The organism is Dictyobacter halimunensis (genome assembly GCF_036245075.1).
Window position 1 is genome coordinate 4,802,243 of record NZ_BSRI01000002.1, and the last position, 17,605, is coordinate 4,819,847.

General features: G+C 57.6%; 17 protein-coding genes. 3 read left to right on the forward strand and 14 right to left on the reverse strand.

Annotated features, from left to right (window positions below):
* The first annotated feature begins 1 nt into the window (after position 1).
* Positions 2 to 163, forward strand: a complete 162-nt coding sequence (locus AABA21_RS33745; protein WP_338257057.1) for a hypothetical protein — start codon at positions 2 to 4, stop codon at positions 161 to 163.
* Here the strand turns inward: AABA21_RS33745 and AABA21_RS33750 are convergent.
* Positions 148 to 1,461: a glycoside hydrolase family 16 protein gene (locus tag AABA21_RS33750; RefSeq protein ID WP_338257059.1), complete on the reverse strand. Its 1,314-nt coding sequence runs from the start codon at positions 1,459 to 1,461 to the stop codon at positions 148 to 150. The genes AABA21_RS33745 and AABA21_RS33750 overlap by 16 nt on opposite strands.
* A 392-nt stretch (positions 1,462 to 1,853) precedes the next feature.
* On the opposite strand from AABA21_RS33750, the gene AABA21_RS33755 reads away from it, so the two are divergent.
* Positions 1,854 to 2,657, forward strand: coding sequence for a class I SAM-dependent methyltransferase (locus tag AABA21_RS33755; protein WP_338257061.1), 804 nt, complete (start codon positions 1,854 to 1,856; stop codon positions 2,655 to 2,657).
* A gap of 145 nt (positions 2,658 to 2,802) precedes the next feature.
* Here the strand turns inward: AABA21_RS33755 and AABA21_RS33760 are convergent, their stop codons facing one another.
* The gene (locus tag AABA21_RS33760) at positions 2,803 to 3,333 is read right to left on the reverse strand and encodes a GNAT family N-acetyltransferase (RefSeq protein WP_338257063.1); all 531 of its coding nucleotides are present in this window, start codon (positions 3,331 to 3,333) and stop codon (positions 2,803 to 2,805) included.
* A 392-nt stretch (positions 3,334 to 3,725) separates the two neighbouring features.
* On the opposite strand from AABA21_RS33760, the gene AABA21_RS33765 reads away from it, so the two are divergent.
* The gene (locus tag AABA21_RS33765) at positions 3,726 to 4,109 is read left to right on the forward strand and encodes a nuclear transport factor 2 family protein (RefSeq protein ID WP_338257065.1); all 384 of its coding nucleotides are present in this window, start codon (positions 3,726 to 3,728) and stop codon (positions 4,107 to 4,109) included.
* 283 nt (positions 4,110 to 4,392) lie between these two features.
* Here the strand turns inward: AABA21_RS33765 and AABA21_RS33770 are convergent, their stop codons facing one another.
* The 12 genes from AABA21_RS33770 to AABA21_RS33825 form a co-directional block, all read right to left on the reverse strand.
* A complete protein-coding gene (locus tag AABA21_RS33770; RefSeq protein ID WP_338257066.1) occupies positions 4,393 to 5,268 on the reverse strand; it encodes a class II fructose-bisphosphate aldolase in 876 nt (291 codons plus the stop codon).
* 6 nt (positions 5,269 to 5,274) lie between these two features.
* Positions 5,275 to 6,792: a four-carbon acid sugar kinase family protein gene (locus AABA21_RS33775; RefSeq protein ID WP_338257067.1), complete on the reverse strand. Its 1,518-nt coding sequence runs from the start codon at positions 6,790 to 6,792 to the stop codon at positions 5,275 to 5,277.
* 11 nt (positions 6,793 to 6,803) lie between these two features.
* A complete protein-coding gene (locus tag AABA21_RS33780) occupies positions 6,804 to 7,565 on the reverse strand; it encodes an SDR family NAD(P)-dependent oxidoreductase (RefSeq protein ID WP_338257068.1) in 762 nt (253 codons plus the stop codon).
* Between the two features lie 12 nt (positions 7,566 to 7,577).
* On the reverse strand, positions 7,578 to 8,477 hold the full coding sequence (locus tag AABA21_RS33785; RefSeq protein WP_338257069.1) for an NAD(P)-dependent oxidoreductase: 900 nt from the start codon (positions 8,475 to 8,477) through the stop codon (positions 7,578 to 7,580).
* Positions 8,478 to 8,707: 230 nt separating this feature from the next.
* Complete coding sequence (locus tag AABA21_RS33790; protein ID WP_338257071.1) at positions 8,708 to 9,883, reverse strand: hypothetical protein; 1,176 nt, start codon at positions 9,881 to 9,883, stop codon at positions 8,708 to 8,710.
* Positions 9,884 to 9,976: 93 nt separating this feature from the next.
* The gene (locus AABA21_RS33795) at positions 9,977 to 11,116 is read right to left on the reverse strand and encodes a winged helix DNA-binding domain-containing protein (RefSeq protein ID WP_338257073.1); all 1,140 of its coding nucleotides are present in this window, start codon (positions 11,114 to 11,116) and stop codon (positions 9,977 to 9,979) included.
* Positions 11,117 to 11,164: 48 nt separating this feature from the next.
* Positions 11,165 to 11,737: a DinB family protein gene (locus AABA21_RS33800; protein ID WP_338257075.1), complete on the reverse strand. Its 573-nt coding sequence runs from the start codon at positions 11,735 to 11,737 to the stop codon at positions 11,165 to 11,167.
* A gap of 120 nt (positions 11,738 to 11,857) precedes the next feature.
* A complete protein-coding gene (locus tag AABA21_RS33805; protein WP_338257077.1) occupies positions 11,858 to 12,712 on the reverse strand; it encodes a patatin-like phospholipase family protein in 855 nt (284 codons plus the stop codon).
* Between the two features lie 358 nt (positions 12,713 to 13,070).
* Positions 13,071 to 13,553, reverse strand: coding sequence for a pyridoxamine 5'-phosphate oxidase family protein (locus AABA21_RS33810; protein WP_338257078.1), 483 nt, complete (start codon positions 13,551 to 13,553; stop codon positions 13,071 to 13,073).
* A 222-nt stretch (positions 13,554 to 13,775) separates the two neighbouring features.
* Complete coding sequence (locus AABA21_RS33815; protein WP_338257079.1) at positions 13,776 to 14,711, reverse strand: formate/nitrite transporter family protein; 936 nt, start codon at positions 14,709 to 14,711, stop codon at positions 13,776 to 13,778.
* A gap of 204 nt (positions 14,712 to 14,915) precedes the next feature.
* Complete coding sequence (locus AABA21_RS33820; protein ID WP_338257080.1) at positions 14,916 to 16,421, reverse strand: MFS transporter; 1,506 nt, start codon at positions 16,419 to 16,421, stop codon at positions 14,916 to 14,918.
* Between the two features lie 191 nt (positions 16,422 to 16,612).
* Positions 16,613 to 17,596, reverse strand: a complete 984-nt coding sequence (locus AABA21_RS33825; protein ID WP_338257081.1) for an aldo/keto reductase — start codon at positions 17,594 to 17,596, stop codon at positions 16,613 to 16,615.
* Between the last annotated feature and the right edge of the window lie 9 nt (positions 17,597 to 17,605).

Here is a 17,605-nt window from a genome sequence, read left to right on the forward strand (position 1 = left end):
TATGTATCAGACCAAAATCCTGTTTGGTTGGGGATGGAGAAAGGCCATGCGCGGCCTGCCCTCTGTTGTCATCCATGACACTGGGAGAGCGGGCTACGCGCATGGCCCCCTTCCTTCGCCCGGAGGCGAAGCGGGCATGCAGGCGATCTACGGGGCCGTATAGGAATACGTACTCGTGTCGTACTGCAGTCCGTTCTGCTGGTAGGTGAAGGAGTACTGGAGGGTCTGGCCGGAGCCGAGGCCGCTGACATTGTACTCCCAGTGTGCTGTACTGTTGTTGTATGTCATATAGACATTTTGCTGCACCTGGCCGGGGACGACATAGTGCAGGATGACGTAGCCAGCCGTCCAGCCGCAGGGCTGGAACCAGGGGACCGTCGTGGAGCCTGATCTGGCGGCTCCTTGCACGAAGTTTGTGCCGGAGGTGCAGCCAGACGTCGGCGTGGATGTGGGCGTTGGCGTGGGTGTGTTCGGCGTGGGTGTGGGCGTCGGACCTCCTCCGGAGCCGCTGGTCGTATAGACATGCACATAGTCAACCAGCATTGGGACACCAGAGGCGGTCGCGCCGCTCGGATTGCCGGGCCAGCTGCCGCCCATGGCGATGTTCAAGATGATAAAGAAGCTATGGTCAACGGCGTTGGCCCAGGTGGTGGGGTCCATCCCCGGATTATTCGAGGCGACATGCCAGAACTCGACGCCGTCGAGATACCAGCGGATCTCCTCAGGGGAGGTGCTGCGATCAACCTCGACACGATAGGTGTGGAAGCCCGCCTGGCAGGTAGTGCCGGTGCAGGGGGTGTTGCCGCCCAGGCCGTTGTATTCATTACAGGGACCGCCGGGAGCGACGCCACAGTGTAGCGTGCCGTATTCTACGTTGGTACCGTTGACGTTCTCCATCCCATCGATCTCGCCAGCCATGGGCCAGTTGGTGTAGTTACCACGGAACGATGAGCCCAGCATCCAGAACGCGGGCCAGTAGCCCTGGGCCGCCGCACCCGTTACATTGGGCATCTGAAGCGAGGCCTCAACCGCCATCTTGCCTCCCACCGGAGCTGCGAAGGAGGAATTCTGTGTCTCGATACGACCGGATGTCCAGTTGCCATTGCTATCACGGATCGGCTTGATCGCCAGGTGTCCATTGCCGTCCAGATAGACGTTGTTGGTGCTGTTGGTCATCGTCTCAACCTCGCCGGTCCCCCAGTTGCCAGCTCCGCCTGGATAGCTGGTCCCCAGGTCATAGAGCCAGTTGGAAGAACTGGGAGGAGTGTTGGCTGAGCCATTGAAATCATCGCCCCAGACAAGATTCCAGGAGGCCGCCTGGGCGCTGGGCACACGATTGAAGAGTGCGTAGCTGGACAAAACCAGGATCAGCACAGCTGTAAAAAGAAGTGAGAAACGCCGAAGGGAAATCCTTCCCACTGTGGGATGAGCAGCATCTGCTCCTCTCTTCCTAGAGAACATAAGACTCATCTACTCCTTTCAATCCTTTGAAAGTATGACAGTACAAAAGGTCATCAGTAAGTGCATACCACTTACGCTACATGGTAAGTATGCAATATCTGTTTGCGCTCCCAGAACATCAAATCCATTTGATGGTAGAAAAAACGTAACACAGAAACCGGTTTCTGTCAAGGATAGAGCGAATCTTGTATCTAAAAAAGTTATTCGAGACGTACGAACAGTTTGTCAAGAAACGCTTGCTTGCTGTGGGGCGATGTGTTATATTTGATGTGGAAATAAAACATGAACATGTCTGGAGACCACGAGCAGGGGAAAAATATGCCATGCTAATTGATGGAGATAGATAGAAGGGTTCACCAGGAAACGACAAGCACAGGGAAGGAAAAGATAACGTGAGTGATTCCAATGAACTTTGGACTGGCTTTGCCGGCGACTATGATCGGGCGCGCCCGACACCGCCACCGGCCTTACTCGATCTGTTGACGCAGCTGGTTGGGATGCCGCAGCCCGCCCTGGTAGTAGATCTGGGCAGTGGAACCGGTCTGTCCACCGCGATCTGGGGTGAGCGGGCTGAGAAAGTGATTGGGATCGAACCCAATGCCGACATGCGTATCCAGGCTGTCCGTAAAGCCGAGGGCCATCCTTACGCCGCACATATCGAGTATCGAGAGGGATTGGCTAATCAGACCGGCCTGCCTTCAGGATGTGCCGATATCGTTACCGCTGCCCAGGCGTTTCATTGGATGGAACCGGCTTCGACCATGGCCGAGATCACGCGTATCCTGCGACCTGGAGGGCTGTTCGCCGCCTACGATTATGACTGGCCCCCGGCGCTCAACTGGGAGCTTGAGCAGGTGTACCAGGAAATTGATCGCCGCTTCGACGAACTTCTAGAGGAGCGTGGACTTGTCGAGGATCTCCCGAGATGGCCGAAGGAGACCCATCTTGATCGCATGCGTGACAGTGGCCACTTCCGCTTCACCCGCGAGCTCTTTCTTCATCACATCGAGCAAGGGGACGCGGCTCGCTTCCTTGAGATGATTCGGACCAATGCCTACAACTACCAGTTCAAGCTGAAAACCATCACCGAACAAGAGATCGGCTTTGATCGCCTTGAGCGGGCGGCGTTCCAGTCTCTCGGAACCAATCCCGTTCCCTGGTATTTTAGTTATCGCGTCCTTATCGGCATCAAATGAGTGCGATGATTAGAAGCCATCGTCGTGGCCGATTTTCTCCTCCCCGCATGAATATGCATCTCACATTTGTTTCCCTGACCCTCGCGTTTGGTGGACATGGCGGTGCGTGGAGGAGAAATCGGCCGCAAGGGCCGAAACTACTGGCTTATACGAGGGGTTTGCGCAGATACGTGACCATCTCTGTTTCGATCCCCTGCTGGCCATTTTTATCATGGTACTCCCACTGAATGAGGAACTCTCCACCTCCCCAATCAACATAGCCCATCTTTGTATACAGCCGCTTTGCGTCAGGGTTATCGGTACTGCCGACCTCCAACCCGATGTGAGTGCAGCCTCTCGCCTTTGCCAGCCGTTCGGCCTCCTGAATGATCGCCGTCGCCACGCCCCTTCGCTGGTACCTGCCCAACGTAGCCCCCGCCTCCAGATAGGCGCTATTGGTGATATCGATCGCGTCCATGACCGCCGCATCATGCGGACCGCTCCACAGCAACAAGAAATGCCCGACCGGCGTCTGGTCATGCCACGCGATCAAATAAATCCCATCTCCTCTCTGCTGCTTCTCGTATCTGCGATAATGATCTCTTGACAGCGAATCGGGATCAAACGTGCTCTCAAGCAGATCCAATTGCGTCGCCTCGGCCGGCCTGATCTCTATTCGGAAAGATTGCTCATCCATAATGCTGCCGATCCTCTCATAATATATCTTCAATACATTTATATCATGCGCCCAACCCGTTCCATGTAGAGGCACACATCTATTAAGAAACGCGAAACCTAAAGCACTCGACTCGATTTGCACCTCAAAGTAACTGCAGAGTGATGGGAGTTACGAGTAGCCAGGAGAGCAAACCATTCTTCTGTCACAAGAAGGCAAGCAGTTTTTCTCATCAAGAGTGAGCCAGAACTACTGTGTAGAGCATTTACCATGCACCTCTCCGTTGGACGGTTGTTGAACTACGCAAACAAGAAAGAAGGTCGATACCTATCTCTAGCCTTCATACGCATCCGTCTCAGTGGCATCTTCGCAGGAGATACATGTTGTTCTGTACGAGCTAAAGGGAAGAAATCATGGAAAACCAGGAAATTCGGGCCGCTCTGGATCGGCACTGGGCCGCCTCCGCGGCTGGTGACAGTGAAACGGAACATGAGATCTATCACGATGACGTTCTCGTTGAGTATCCTCAGTCGGGCGAGCGAATCCGCGGCCGCCACAACATTCAAGCCCTTCGTGGACACCACCCGGCGAAGCTGGGTTTCACCATCCAGCGCATCCTTGGCAGTGGTGATCTCTGGATTACCGAGTACGTGCTCAGCTACAATGAGCAGCCAACGCAAACAGTGAGCATCATGGAGTTTCGCGAAGGCAAAGTTGCCCACGAGACACAATACTTTGCTGATCCGTTTGAGCCACCTGCCTGGCGGGCTCAGTGGGTCGAGCATCAGGAGCAATAGTTCAGTTACAGATCGAAAGGTCTCTTGTGAAGAATGGAGGAATGAGTTTCCATAGGTGCCAGGGCAAGCCCCAATACGTTCAATTTAAGATCGTGCAAAACGAGAAAAAACCCCAGTACGTGCGGGGCTTGCCCCCGCTTTGTTTGCTTCCCAAAAGGAAACGCTCCTTCCGGCTGCTTGTTCGAGCGGCGAAGAAGCAAGCGGGGGCAAGCCCCGCACGTACTCTCACCATTTTTCTTGCTGCTTGCTCTAAAGTTGAACGTATTAGGGGCAAGCCCGGCACCTACGGCGATGAGGATGGCATCATGGCGACCGTCTGCATGTGTTCCGTCACCACGGCCTGGGCGGCGGCGGTAGCTTCGCGCATGAGGTCGAGCCAGTCCTGGCCGCGCTGGCGCACATCGGGTGTGGGGCCGACGCGCTGCCCCCAGGCGGCGATGGCCGTGAGAAAGGCCGTGCGCACCTCGGTGTTGACGTTGATCTTGGCGACACCCAGCGAGATGGCGCGCTGGATGCTCTCTTTGCCCAGGCCGCTGGCGCCGTGCAGGATCAAGGGCACATCAACCTGGGAGGCGATCCGTGATAGCAGTTCAAAGTCGAGTGGTGGGGGATTAGGGGTGAAGCCGTGGACGTTGCCGATCGCCACCGCCAGCATGGAGGCTCCGGTCGCTTCGACGAAGGTGCGCGCCTGTTCGGGATCGGTGAGCGAGGCCCTGACCGCCTCGATGGTGACGCCATCTTCGGTCCCCGCCAGGTAGCCCAGCTCGGCCTCGATTGTCGCGCCATACGATGAGGCCAGCGCGGCGGCCTGCCGCGTCAGGAGGATATTTTCCTCGAACGAGAGGTGCGAGCCATCAGCCAGGGCCGAGGAGCAGCCCCAGGCCAGGCACTGCTCGATCATGCCTATGTTCGCACAGTGGTCCAGGTGGACCGCGACGGGAACGCCCGCGTTTTGCGCCGCTAGCACGGTCGCCTTGACCAGCGGTTCCCTTCCGTTCTTCACGGAGGCGACCCCCAGCTGCAGGATCACCGGCTGCTTCAGCTGCTCGGCGGCCCCCAGGATGGCCTGCGTCAATTCCAGACTGTAGGTGTTGAAGGCTCCGATGGCGACGCCATGCCGGCGCGCCTCTGTGACTAGTTCCAGCGTTTTTGCTAGCATGGCTGCTTACTCTTCCTTAGATATGGATAATGCCTGCACCACTTCTTTGAGGGTTTCGGGCGTGCCAACGTTGCCGGGAAAGACGATATAGGGAACACCGGCGAAGCGCGCCTGAGGTCCCTTCTCCAGACGCCAGACCGGGATGCCGGGGACGATCTGGCCGAGCACGTGGGCGCGCTCCGCTCCCAGTCCGTGCCGGGCTACGTCGTGGCTGGTGATACCGCCTTTGGCGACGATGAAGCGCGGCCGCTGCCGCACGGCCTGCACCACCTCTATGAGTGCCCGCGAGACGCGCCGTCCCAGTGCCAGAAAATCTGCGCTGTCTGCTCCGGTCTGGAGCGCGCGGCTGGTAAAGACGACGGGCGTTACGCCGGACTGGATGAGCTCGTCGGCGCGTCGAGCGAGGGCGGCACTGATCGCGTGTGCCTCCTCTTCGCTTTGGATGACGCGCTCAACGGGAAGCTCGATTCCCTCTACCGAGGGCAGCGTGAGCAGCGTTTCTAGCTGCGCCGTGCTGGCCGGCACATAGGAGCCGACGATAACCAGACCGCCGTTGGTCGTGGGCTTCTCCCCCACGATCTCGCGTGGCTGCAAGAGTGGACGCGTGGCGACCGCGCCGCGCAGGCGCACAAAGCTGGCGGCCGTGCGATAGGCGAAGTTCTTCCCGCTGGCCTCGGCCAGCATAACTCCGGCGGCGACCACCGCCAGATCACCATAGCCAGCCGCGTTGACCACAATGGGCAGGCCGCCCGTGACGGCGCGCAGCCGCTCCGCCACCGCCTCTGGTCCGCCCTCGCGTATCAGCTTCAGGTCCAGACTGATGACCTGCTCCGCGCGCCAGTATCCCTTACTCTTCTCCTCGATCCAGGCCGGCAGATACGCCGTCCTATAGCCGAAGGCGCTATCCCGTGCGTAGGGCGTCTCATGCGCCGGCTGCAGTGTATCCGAGGTAGCCGTCGGCGTCGCCACATAATGTGTATCCCCGATCGTATAGCGCCCCCCCTCAAAAAAACCCAGCACCACGAGATGCCCATCGTAGGTTCGACCCTTGCGGTCGATTTCCCCTCCCTCTACGATTCCCTCGCCGTAGGTTCGATTCTTGCGGTCGATTTCCCCTCGGCCCATGCCACGTTCAAGCGCGAAGATCTCGGCCGGATAATGGCCGCGCAGGGTGGAGTCGCTGCGGCTGGCGACCACAAACTCTTTACCGGTACGCCGCGAGGCCGCCAGCAGTTGTCGTGCGAGCGTCTCATTTAGTTCGGCCGCCTCCTGTTCGGGCAGGCTGCGCGAGTTCGTCAGCAGATAGAAGAGCCGCTGCTCGCGTCCCAACGTCTCCGTGAGCAGCTCCTCGTCCCAGGCGGTGAGCAACTCTACATCCGAGACCGTTTGAGTCCCTGTGGGATCATCGTCGATGACGACGAGCACGCGCTGGCTCTCGGCCTTCAGGCGCTCAATGAGCGGGAAGAGCGCGGACTCATCGGGCTGCGGTGGCAGGTGGGCTGTTAATTCGGTGAGTGTTACCATAGCTGTCCGCCTTAGTGCATGTGCATGCCGCCGTTGATGTCCAGCGTCACCCCGGTTAAATACGAGCTTTCATCGGACGCCAGGAAGAGGATGCACTTCACGATATCATCGACGTTGGCGATACGCCCCATCAGCGTGCCCTGGCCCAGTTCGGCCTTGCGCTGTTCCGTCAGCAGGTCGCCGGCGATGTCGGTGTCGACCATCGAGGGAGCCACGCAGTTGACGCGAATGCCGCGCGGCGTCAGTTCGCGTGCAATGGCCTTGGTAAAGCCCATGATGCCGGCCTTGGCCGCGCTGTAGTGCGAGGAGCCGAAGACCCCGCCGCCGCGCTGACCCGAGACTGACGACATCGAGACGATCGTTCCACCGCCGCGCTGCAGCATCGCGGGCACGGCCACCTGCGTGGTCAGAAAGGTCCCCTTCAGATTCACATCCAGCACCAGGTCGTACTCGTCTTCGCTGATGTCGAGAAAGGTTGTCGGACGCGTCAGGCCCGCCACATTGACGAGAATATCCAGGCCGCCAAAGCGATTGGTGAGGGAGCGGACCACGCGCCGCATAGCGTCCTTATCGCGTACATCGGCCACCTCTCCCATCGCCGGTCCGATCGCCTGTAGCTCCTCTGTGACCCGCTGCACGTTCTCGGGGACCACGTCTGTGATCACGATGCTGGCCCCCTCTTTGGCCAGTGCCAGCGCCGTCGCACGTCCGATGCCGCGTTGCGAGCCCGCGCCCGTAATCAATGCGACCTTATTGGTAAATCTATCCTGCATGGTGTTCCCTCCCTATGATTTGCTTGTGATCTCTTCCATCAGTCTGACCAGGATGGAATCGTCCAGGTTGTCCCATCCCTTCGCGTGGGCCATTTTATACAGCTGGTGCGCGACGCCGCCGAGCAGCAGGGGATGGCCCATGTCGTTGGCGGTCTCCATCACGAAGCCGAGATCCTTGACCAGGATCTTGAGCGCGCTCTTGGGCGGCGTGAACTGCTCGCTGACCATGCGCTGCCCCCGGTCGGCAAAGATCCAGCTATTACCCGCGCTTTTGGTGATGATCTCGTGGAGCATGGCCCGGTCTAATCCGGCGCGTTCACCAAAGACCAGGGCTTCGGCGGCGATCGCATTATGCACGCAGACCATTAGCTGGTTGATCATCTTGACGGCCTGCCCATCTCCGGCCTTCTGTCCCACATGATACACATTTGATCCCAGCGTCTGCAGGACCGGCTGGCAGCGCTCCACGACCTCGCTCGGACCCCCCACCATGATGCTCAGCGCACCATTGATCGCCCCTACCTCGCCCCCGCTCACCGGCGCATCCACGTATGAGATCCCGCGCTCGCGCAAGCGTGCCGCCGCACTCTGCACCATGGCGACGCTCATAGTGCTCATGCCCATTACGATCGCGCCCTCTTTCAGCTCTTGCACGGCCTGTCCCGGCTCGAAGAGGATGGCGGAGAACTGCGCGTCATCGACCACCATCGTAATCAAAATATCGCTGGCGGCGGCCACCGTCCGCACGTCCCCCACCGAACGCGCCCCCTCGGCCACCAGCGCGGCCACCGGCGCCGGATTTACATCGTATATAGTACAGAAATAGCCTGCCTTTAACAGGTTGCGTGCCATCGGCTGCCCCATCACGCCCACGCCAATAAAGCCGATGCGCGGTTTCTCGTTCTCTCCCATCAAAGCCTCCTTACTCTGTGCTCTTGCATCCATCGCGATGCCCTGCAACAAACGGTGTCGCGCTTCTGGATGCAGGAAGTATCATGCGTAGGTGATACTGAATTCTTCACCTATCATACAATACATCTCCTTATCCGTGCAGCGTTCTGGAAGAAAACGATTTCTAAAGAGGTGATATTTGTGAGAGTAGGCCATGCTTATGCATAGCAGCTCGCCTGTCTGCGACAGCCTCAAAATCCAATTTTCTGGAACAGGGATGCGATAAAGGAAACAATAAAAGGGAAGGCGAGAGGTAAAAGAACTGGGATGACGATGGTTGCGACTACGCTACTTAGCGTACGAGTTTTCAGGGGCCAGACTGGAAATGAATTGTAGATCAGGTCATAGCGTTTTTTGAGCGTTTCCAGATGCTGCACTTCAGCCTCGATACCTTGCGTATCCTGCGTTTTCGCGGACAGAGACCGCATGAGTGCCTGCTGGTATTCAATTGCCAGGGGGTGTAACTCTTCATCACGCGCTTTTACCATCATCCGATGAGGAAAGAGCAACCAACCTATGAGGAGTGCGGGGATCAGCAAGATATAGATAGCAACGAGTAGAACTACTTCTGGGAAGGTAAGCGAGCCCACGTTACGCGCAAGTATCATTATGATTAACAGGATTACCACCCAGAGCATGATGCTGACACAGAACCAGAGAAGAGGTTCAAAGCCATGGAGCCTGTCGGAGCTATCAGGGTGTGCCGGTTTGACCTGCAGCTTGAAAAGATAAAAGAGACGATTCACAAAAATCAACGCCAGTACCAGTCGTATCACACTCATCCCGGTCGCAAACATCAAGGGGATATAGATCACAATCACGATGCCGCGTACCATTAATGGTAGCAGTTCATGTCGATTGGGTAATTCACGCAGAAATAATCTCAGGAGCGCGTACAGGATGATGATGATCATAAGTATAACCGGCCACCAGTTATTATCTATCCAGTAGACCAATCGTTGTTTGAAGCGGACATATGCATCTTTATCGGCTGCATCTTTACGATACTCGCCAATCATGCCATCCATATAGAATATATTAAAGGTTTTTGCAATAGTATTGGGAAGGCTGGTGTAGATAAAAAAGAGGGAGGGGAAAAGGAGAAAGGTCTGAATGATAATACTCGAAATTGTACCAGGATTCTGTCCTGATGGAAATTTGTTTCCCCATAACAACCACCACAGCAGATAGATGAATCCTGGCGGAAACAGCGCGCCAAAGCTTATCCAGAGATCGCTTAGATGTAGCCTATCCTTGAGCAGAAACAGTAGTGGGTCATGAAGGTAGATCTGCCGCGCAGATAGTGTTGTGGTATCTGGTATTGTCTGTGTGCTCTCTATGAGTGGTGGTACCCCGTTTGCTTCCATGCGATTACCCCAGAAATATGTATTAGCCCGACGTGCCTGTTGTATTATAACGATCGAGAATCCTTTCTGTCCATCCCATAGGAGCAACAAAGGTCAGGCTCTGTTGCTCTCACTTGCATATTCCAGCACGACCGTCTTCTTGAAGTGGAGGCCGAGCCGTTCCGCCTCGGCCTCGATCCCTTTGCGGATCGCGGCGGTGGCCGGGGAGAACATATTTACCTTGACGATGGTGTGTGAGCGTCGGACGGTAGAGCTCCAGATTCCCTGGATGGAGCCGTTGACCAGGATGACCGCGAAGGTCCAGCCCTGCAGATTGAAAACTTTGCGCTTGTGGGCTTGCGCGAGCAAGGCTTCGCAATCGCGCGGTGCCCCGATCGTGTAGGCATCGAATAAGGGGAGCAGGTGGATCTGCTCTGCGGGCTCAATGCTTTGCATGAGCGGCAGGGTCTCACGCAGGGCGAAGGCTCGCCATCCTTCGATCTCGACTTCTACTAGCTCTGCTGACAGCGACTGGAAGGTCTTTTTGGCGCTGGTTTTCCCGGCTCCCCACCAGAAGGCAAAATCGTTTGAGGTCGCCGGTCCATACGCCCGCAGGTAGCGCCGGGCAATCTCCTGCAGCGCCAGCTGTGGCTCGATGGGTTGCCACGCACCCATCCACCCCCTGGGATTCATGAAGGTGACCGTCTTCCCCTGGCCGGGTCCGAAACAGAGATCCCCACGATAGGCTGATGGCTTCAAAGGAGTTCCCCAGCTCGAAGAGAGGATCAGGTCGCGCAGGTGGGCCATCCCCGTATGCTTGACGACCGCGTCAGCCAGTTGCAGTCGCGTCAGTGGCCCCTGCTCCAAAACGTGCGGGATCGCCAGGAGAAAGGCTTCCTGCTGCGTGCTTGAGAGGCCGAACTCAGCGAAATAATTCGACCAGCTTTCAGTATGCTGCCAGTCGCGGGCCGCTATATAGAGGGGGAGTTCACTGGTGGTAAGCAGGTGGATGGTGCCACGCATGGCCCAGGTCTTTACCAGGGTATGGTTCTGCCAGAGGGCCGCCTGGACATCGCGGGGAGAGCATCTTTCCACGCGGGTACACACCGCTAGCTCGGCGGCCGACATCACCTGTGCCTGAATCCCAGCCGGGCGCGTCACAGCCTGCATGAAGTTCCGCGCGGAGAAACGCGGGGAGAGGCCGTGTTGTGCCAGGCGCCAGGCATGCACCTGGTGCCATTGCAGTGCAGTCATCTTCATTCCTTTCTATGTGGGGGTATATATGTACAGGACCCGCGAGCCTCAGCTAGCAGCTTCTTCCTTCGCCCACGGAACCCAATCGAGTGCCTCACCCGAGATGCCATGCTGACCGAGAAAAAGGCTCAGCTGGGCCGTGTGTTCCTGTACGTGGCGCAGAGTGAGGAGCTGCCATTCCAGGTAGCTCATGCTCCGTTCCTTCATCCAGGGATAGGAGATGACCTGGCGCGCCTGTTCGTCTGAAAGCTGGAGCAGTCGTGTGCGGCACTTCTGGCGCGTCTTCGTTAGATAGGCGTGCAGCTCCTCCTTGCTATAGGGCCGTTCGGGCAGCGCATCTACTGAATCTATATCCCCCTGGGCAAATGGAGCCGGGGGAGTAAAATCCTCCTCGGGGACGCCTGAGAGATACAGGTCGAAAAAGATAAGCGTATGAAAGGTGACATACCAGAACTCCGCGAACTGCGGTGGAAACCCCTCTGGTGGTGGACCGCTCCAGAGGCGCTCGCTCCACAGCGCATCGGGGCAGGCCAGCAGGGCGTTCTCCAGCATATCGACGGCCGCCCCAAACTGCCTCCACAGAGCAGTGTAGAACATTGTGTTTATTGGTTGTTCAGCCATGACGTTGCCTCCTTTTTCTCTTCTTTTCTCACAGACTACCACCAAAAGCGGTAAAACTATGCCCTAATAGCGCGCGTTGTGCCCAAAACCGCCTCTCCCCCATTTTAAATTAGCGGCGATTTAGCGCCACAGAGCGGACACGCGTGCCGCCTCGTGCCGGCTCTGCTCGCGGCCAATGTTGGCGGCGATCTCTCGCAAGGAGGGGTCGAGCGCGTTGCCACCGACAGTGGCCAGGGCTGCCTTCATCTCTTCGCCGGGCATAATCACTTCTATCTGTGCTCCCTGGCGCTTCACACGCTCGATCTGCTCATCCAGGCTTTCGATCGTCGCGAATGGAGGATTATCAGGCTGCAGCACCAGAATCTTGTCGAAGCCCGCGGCCAGGTCCAGGTTGGTCATCGAGTAGCAGCCGCCATCGATGTAGCGATGCTGATTGATCGTGGTTGGCGGCCACACATAGGGTACCGCGCTGCTCGCCATCACCGCGTCGACCAGCTCAACCCCGGAGTCGCGCCTGAAAACCGCCCGCTCGCCGCTGAAGGCGTCAACCGCCACGATCGCCAGCGGGCTCTGCGGCCAGCGCTGCACCGGCAGGCGCGAAACGACCACCTCCCGGCGCTGGGACTCAGGCGGCGTTGGCGCGGCCAGCGACAGGGTACCGATGCGCTGCATGATCTCCTCGCTGCTTCCTCCCTCCTGGAAGGCGCGTGCGCAATCCGCGATCATCTTCTGGAAGTCCGCCTGCGGCGCCAGCTCATGAGCCTGTAGCGCCGGATCAACCTGCCGCTGGAAGAGTTCCTCCATTAATAGGCCGCTGGTGATCTGCGCCGCCACATTGGCGCCTGCCGACGTTCCCACGAACAGATCAGCGTCGCGCACATCGATCCCAGCTTCCGCCAGCCCCACAATAATCCCGGTCTCCCAGGCGATGCCCGCCACACCACCGCCGCCGAGTACTACTGCATACGTTGTCATGGTTATATTCCCTCATTATGTCTGGAGCTAGAAAAAAAATAGAACAATGTGCCTTTATTGAACCATGTACGGAGCTGGCAGAACATGGTACTAGTACATTCTGGGCGCCTGCTTCGGCTTATAGACTTTCAGACTTTATTTATATACACGATTGATAAATTGGGCCAAATTGACTAATTTTAAGGTGAAATATGGGAAATCGGCGTCAATCATGGGAATCGACGATTCGTTGCCCGACAATACAGCTCCCCATCTCGTGTCCTTTGACTGAGCATTGTAAATGAAGTTTCTCTGGCTCAGGCTGACCGTGGTCGCAAACTACATACAGCGAGCCTGAGCCACTCTCGCACTCGCCAGCTTAGCCTCGTTCGATCGCGCGCTCAACTGCGCTGGGTAGGCGCGTCTCAAAGTCCAGGATGCCAACCCAATCTGGATGAATGAAGATGCGCGTCATGCGAGGATAGATGCGGGCCGATTCAGTGAGGAATGCCTGTGCGTCTTCCTCGCTCATCGTCCGGCGGGCATTGGCGACGTACTCCGGGGCAAGGCCCTCAACGGTGTCAGTATGCACCGTCCCACGAATTTGGAGGATCTTAGGAGGCGAGGCGTCATGCTCGATGCTTACCGTAACCTTTGCGCCATTCTTGAGCACTTTCGTCTTGGGGGCGTCTGTGGCTGTCGCCATCACGATTTCCTGCCCATTCCAATAGAAACCGATTGGCACAACACGGGGCGTGCCGTCGTGCCAGTTGTAGGCCAGATGGGCAAGGCTCTTCGATTGCAATAATTGCTGGGCAACCGGATCTTGAAGCAGGCCAACGTCTCCTTGCTTAGTAGACATCACTTTCTCCTTCTCTTACAGATCATATTCTTCTTGCAATTTACAAGTAGGTATACCCTCTTATTCCAACAGCGTGAGGGACAATCGGCAATGCTGGGCATCGTTCAATTTTATATCATGCACAAAGAGGAAGAGAAGCAGTGCGTGCTCGCCCGCACGCACTGCTTCTCTTCCTCTTCGTGCATTTCCTTGAGTTGAAGATGTTGAGGGCAAGCCTGGCAGCTACGGGGTTTTTACGCCGCCATATCCGTTGCCCAGCTTTTCGGAGGCGACCTGGGCGAAGTTGAGCACCGCCACCAGCGAGACGCCGCCGAGGATGTTGCCGATGAGCGTCGGAATCATAAAGCCACCCAGGTAGGTGAGCCAGGAGATGATCCCTTTGTTGACCAGGTAGAGCACATCTACGGACCCCGCGATGATGTGGGCGAAGCCGCCAAGCGCGACCACGTAGGTGATCAGGATAATCACGTGCAGCCGCGTATTACCTGAATTGGGCAGCAGCCAGACCATCAACGCGATCAGCCAGCCGGCGAAAATGCCGCGTAGCACGACCAGTCCAAAGCCACCACGCAGCGAGTGCATGGAGACCTGCGCGAAGGCGTGCTGAATCGCCGGCGTGAATATCTCCGTATGGGAGATCACCCAGGCGAAGATCAGCGCGCCACAGAGATTGGCCAGCAGCACGATCGCCCACAGGCGGGCGACGCGCAAGATCATGCGCCGATTGAAGTGCGCCAGCAAAGGCAGAATCGCCGTCAGGGTGTTTTCAGTAAAGAGTTGCTGCCGCCCCAGTACGACGATCAAGAAGCCGACGCAATATCCAAAGTTCTCCAGCAACGGAGCCCAGGGGGCGTTGGGTGGCAGACAGGCGTGAATAAGTCCCTGCGTTACCAGTGAGAAGCCCATCGATAATCCCGCTCCCAGTCCCGAGAGGGCCAGGGCGGCGGGCGAACGCCTTAGCTCGCGCTCGCCCTCCTCGCGAATCGTTTCGTGGACCACGACCGCGCTCATGCGGCTTCGCTTCACCACCTCTTTGCGCTCGCCAGTATTTAAAGATGGTACGGCAGGTGACGATACTGCCACCAGTTCTGGCTCAGATGCCGTTCTATCAACTTCAGCCGGCTCATTCGCCAGCGTAATCTGCTGTTCATCCTCCATAGAAACCTCCCTACAATCATGTATTTCATGCGCGGTGAGCAAGACCATAATGCCTTGCATTCACCCCTGAGAATAAACCTGTCTGGTGTTGTACGTATGAAAAAGTGAAAACGTGACGCTCTTTTCCATATTCCCAGACCGAGTACTATGCTACCTGGTGGCGAACCTTAAATACATGAGGTGGGGCGAAGGGAACTGCGCAGATTATAGCGATGGGCAGTCTTCCATGTCGCAGTCAATAGCTGGAACTGGCGCGCTCTTCTCTGCTACCTGACCACTGTTTGGTATGCTCATGCTCTGCGGAGCGAGGCTCTCGCCTGCTGTGCCCGATTGAGCGATCTCGCGGCGTGTTCTGATGAAGAACCATGCACAGACCAATCCGAGCACGAGAACTCCCCCGGCGACCACAAAGGCAAGGTGCATCCCTGAGAGGAACGTTTGCGGGTTCCCTACCAGCGTTCCCAGGATCGCGACGCCTATGACGCCTCCAACCTGCCGGCTTACATTGAGCATGCCCGATGCGATCCCCGATTGGGCTTTCGGCGCATGCGACATGGCGGATTCGGTCATTGTCGGTAAGACCAGGGCCAGGCCGCCTCCCAGAATGGCTGTCAGGCAGGCAAGCAGCACGTAGCTGGTTCGATTGTCGATGATCACGAATCCAAAGCAGCCCAGCGCGGCCAGGAGCAGTCCAAGGACCATCACGCGTTTTACTCCCATGCTGGCCATCAGCCGGCCGGAGAACGATGTGGCCAGGAGAGAACAGCCAAATGAGGGCAGGAGCGCCAATCCCGTAAGTGAGGGTGAATAGTGTTTCACCTGCTGCAGGAACAGACTGACGACGAACAGGAAGCCCATAAATGTAAAGGTCTGGCAAACGGCAACAATATTGGTGGCCGAGAACGTCCGCTCCTGAAACAGCTTCAATGGCAGCATAGGATGGCTGGTTGTCTTTTCTCTGACCAGCAATAAGAGGAAGGAGAGGATGCTTCCTGTATATGCCGCGATAATCAGTGGTGAGGAGCCTCCCAGGCTGCCGCCTTCAATCAAGGCAAACGTCAGCATTCCCAGGGCAAGGATGCTTGCGCATTGTCCCGGAAGATCGAGGCTTCGGCTTCCCTCTGGCTTTGACGGAGCAATAGAGCGTGAGGTGAGCAGAAAGCCGATGATGCCGATCGGCAGGTTGATCAGAAAGATGCTGCGCCACCCAAATGTGTTGACCAGCACACCTCCCAGCAAAGGACCTGCCAGGGCTCCGATGCTGGCGACCGCCGCCCAGATGCCAATCGCCTGCGCCCGTTTTTGTGGGTCGGTGTAAATCGTATTTAAGAGGGCGAGCGAATTGGGGACCAGCAGGGCGGCGCCAAGACCCTGCAGGGCACGCGCAATCTGCAAGACGAGCAGCGAGGGGGCAAGGCTACACAGCGTTGACGCCAGCGTGAAGAGGGCGAAGCCGATCAGAAAGATGGTTTTGCGCCCCCTTCTGTCGCCGAGGGCTCCTCCGGTTAGCAGCAGACTGGCGAAAACGAGGGCATAACCGTCCACAATCCATTGCAGCCCGGTCACGTTCGCATTCAAGTGCTCTTTGATATCCACCAATGCAACGTTTACGATGGTGACATCAAGAATCGTCATGAAATATCCAAGGCAGAGGGCCAGGAGTGGCATCATCGACCGGTTTTTTGTCTGTTGAGGTAATGTTGTATTCATTCGTTCCTCTTTAAAGGATAATGGGCCGCGGGTGCCGGGCTTGCCCTGGCTTGGAGCCCGCGAAGCGCGGCGACCCCGTGTCCGGGCGCTTATCTTCCCCTCAAACACGTTATTGGAAGGTGATGCCTTTGGGGAGCATAGGCGTCTGGGCACGGGGTCGCTTCGCGACAAAGCTGGGGCAAGCCCAGCACCTACTGGGCGCCGACGACCGGGTGCGGTACGTAGGGCTCTTCGAGGTAGGTGACCTCTTCCTGGGTCAGGTTGATGGATAGCGCTGCGACAGCCTCTTCCAGGTGCGTGACCTTTGTGGCTCCGACGATTGGGGCCGTTACGGGCTGTTTCTGCAGCAGCCAGGCCAGGGCGATGCGCACGCGCGGCACCCCGTGCTTTTCCGCGATCTCCGCCACCCGCTTGACGATGTGCTGATCGGTATCGGCGGTGGCGTCGTACTTGCTCTTGGCGACCTGGTCGGTTTCGGAGCGCAGCGTGCTTTCCGACGACCAGTCGCGCGTCAATCTGCCGCCTGCGAGTGGGCTGTATGGGATCACGCCGATCTTCTCTTCACGGCACAGCGGCATCATCTCGCGCTCCTCTTCACGGTAGATGAGGTTCAGGTGATTCTGCATCGAGACGAAGCGGGTCCAGCCATGCTTCTCGGCGGCGTTCAGCGCCTTCAGGAACTGCCAGGCGAACATGGCGGAGGCGCCGATATAGCGGGCCTTGCCGGACTTGACCACGTCGTGCAGCGCCTCCATCGTTTCCTCGATGGGAGTCTGATAGTCCCAGCGATGGATCTGGTAGAGGTCCACGTAGTCCGTGCCCAGCCGCTGCAGACTCTTGTCGATCTCGCTCAGGATCGCTTTGCGCGAGAGACCGGCGCCATTGGGGCCGTCGTGCATCTTGCCGTGTACCTTGGTGGCGATCACGATCTCGTCCCTGTTCGCGAAGTCCTTCAACGCGCGTCCCACGATCTCCTCGCTCCTGCCGATGGAGTAGACGTTGGCGGTATCGAAGAAGTTGATCCCCATCTCAAGGGCCTTCTTGATGACCGGGCGGCTGTTTTCCTCGTCGAGCACCCATTTGTGCGTCCAGCGCTCGGCGTCTCCGAATCCCATGCAGCCCAGGCAGATGCGCGACACGTCCATGCCTGTGTGGCCCAGTTTCGTATATTCCATGTAAGCTTC

Excerpts from the sequence above, each read along its gene's own strand:
- AABA21_RS33765 (WP_338257065.1), top strand. The coding sequence starts at position 3,726 with ATGGAAAACCAGGAAATTCGGGCCGCTCTGGATCGGCACTGGGCCGCC.
- AABA21_RS33770 (WP_338257066.1), bottom strand. The coding sequence starts at position 5,268 with ATGCTAGCAAAAACGCTGGAACTAGTCACAGAGGCGCGCCGGCATGGC.
- AABA21_RS33805 (WP_338257077.1), bottom strand. The coding sequence starts at position 12,712 with ATGACAACGTATGCAGTAGTACTCGGCGGCGGTGGTGTGGCGGGCATC.
- AABA21_RS33790 (WP_338257071.1), bottom strand. The coding sequence starts at position 9,883 with ATGGAAGCAAACGGGGTACCACCACTCATAGAGAGCACACAGACAATA.
- AABA21_RS33780 (WP_338257068.1), bottom strand. The coding sequence starts at position 7,565 with ATGCAGGATAGATTTACCAATAAGGTCGCATTGATTACGGGCGCGGGC.
- AABA21_RS33760 (WP_338257063.1), bottom strand. The coding sequence starts at position 3,333 with ATGGATGAGCAATCTTTCCGAATAGAGATCAGGCCGGCCGAGGCGACG.
- AABA21_RS33815 (WP_338257079.1), bottom strand. The coding sequence starts at position 14,711 with ATGGAGGATGAACAGCAGATTACGCTGGCGAATGAGCCGGCTGAAGTT.
- AABA21_RS33820 (WP_338257080.1), bottom strand. The coding sequence starts at position 16,421 with ATGAATACAACATTACCTCAACAGACAAAAAACCGGTCGATGATGCCA.
- AABA21_RS33785 (WP_338257069.1), bottom strand. The coding sequence starts at position 8,477 with ATGGGAGAGAACGAGAAACCGCGCATCGGCTTTATTGGCGTGGGCGTG.
- AABA21_RS33750 (WP_338257059.1), bottom strand. The coding sequence starts at position 1,461 with ATGTTCTCTAGGAAGAGAGGAGCAGATGCTGCTCATCCCACAGTGGGA.
- AABA21_RS33775 (WP_338257067.1), bottom strand. The coding sequence starts at position 6,792 with ATGGTAACACTCACCGAATTAACAGCCCACCTGCCACCGCAGCCCGAT.
- AABA21_RS33810 (WP_338257078.1), bottom strand. The coding sequence starts at position 13,553 with ATGTCTACTAAGCAAGGAGACGTTGGCCTGCTTCAAGATCCGGTTGCC.
- AABA21_RS33800 (WP_338257075.1), bottom strand. The coding sequence starts at position 11,737 with ATGGCTGAACAACCAATAAACACAATGTTCTACACTGCTCTGTGGAGG.
- AABA21_RS33825 (WP_338257081.1), bottom strand. The coding sequence starts at position 17,596 with ATGGAATATACGAAACTGGGCCACACAGGCATGGACGTGTCGCGCATC.
- AABA21_RS33745 (WP_338257057.1), top strand. The coding sequence starts at position 2 with ATGTATCAGACCAAAATCCTGTTTGGTTGGGGATGGAGAAAGGCCATG.
- AABA21_RS33795 (WP_338257073.1), bottom strand. The coding sequence starts at position 11,116 with ATGACTGCACTGCAATGGCACCAGGTGCATGCCTGGCGCCTGGCACAA.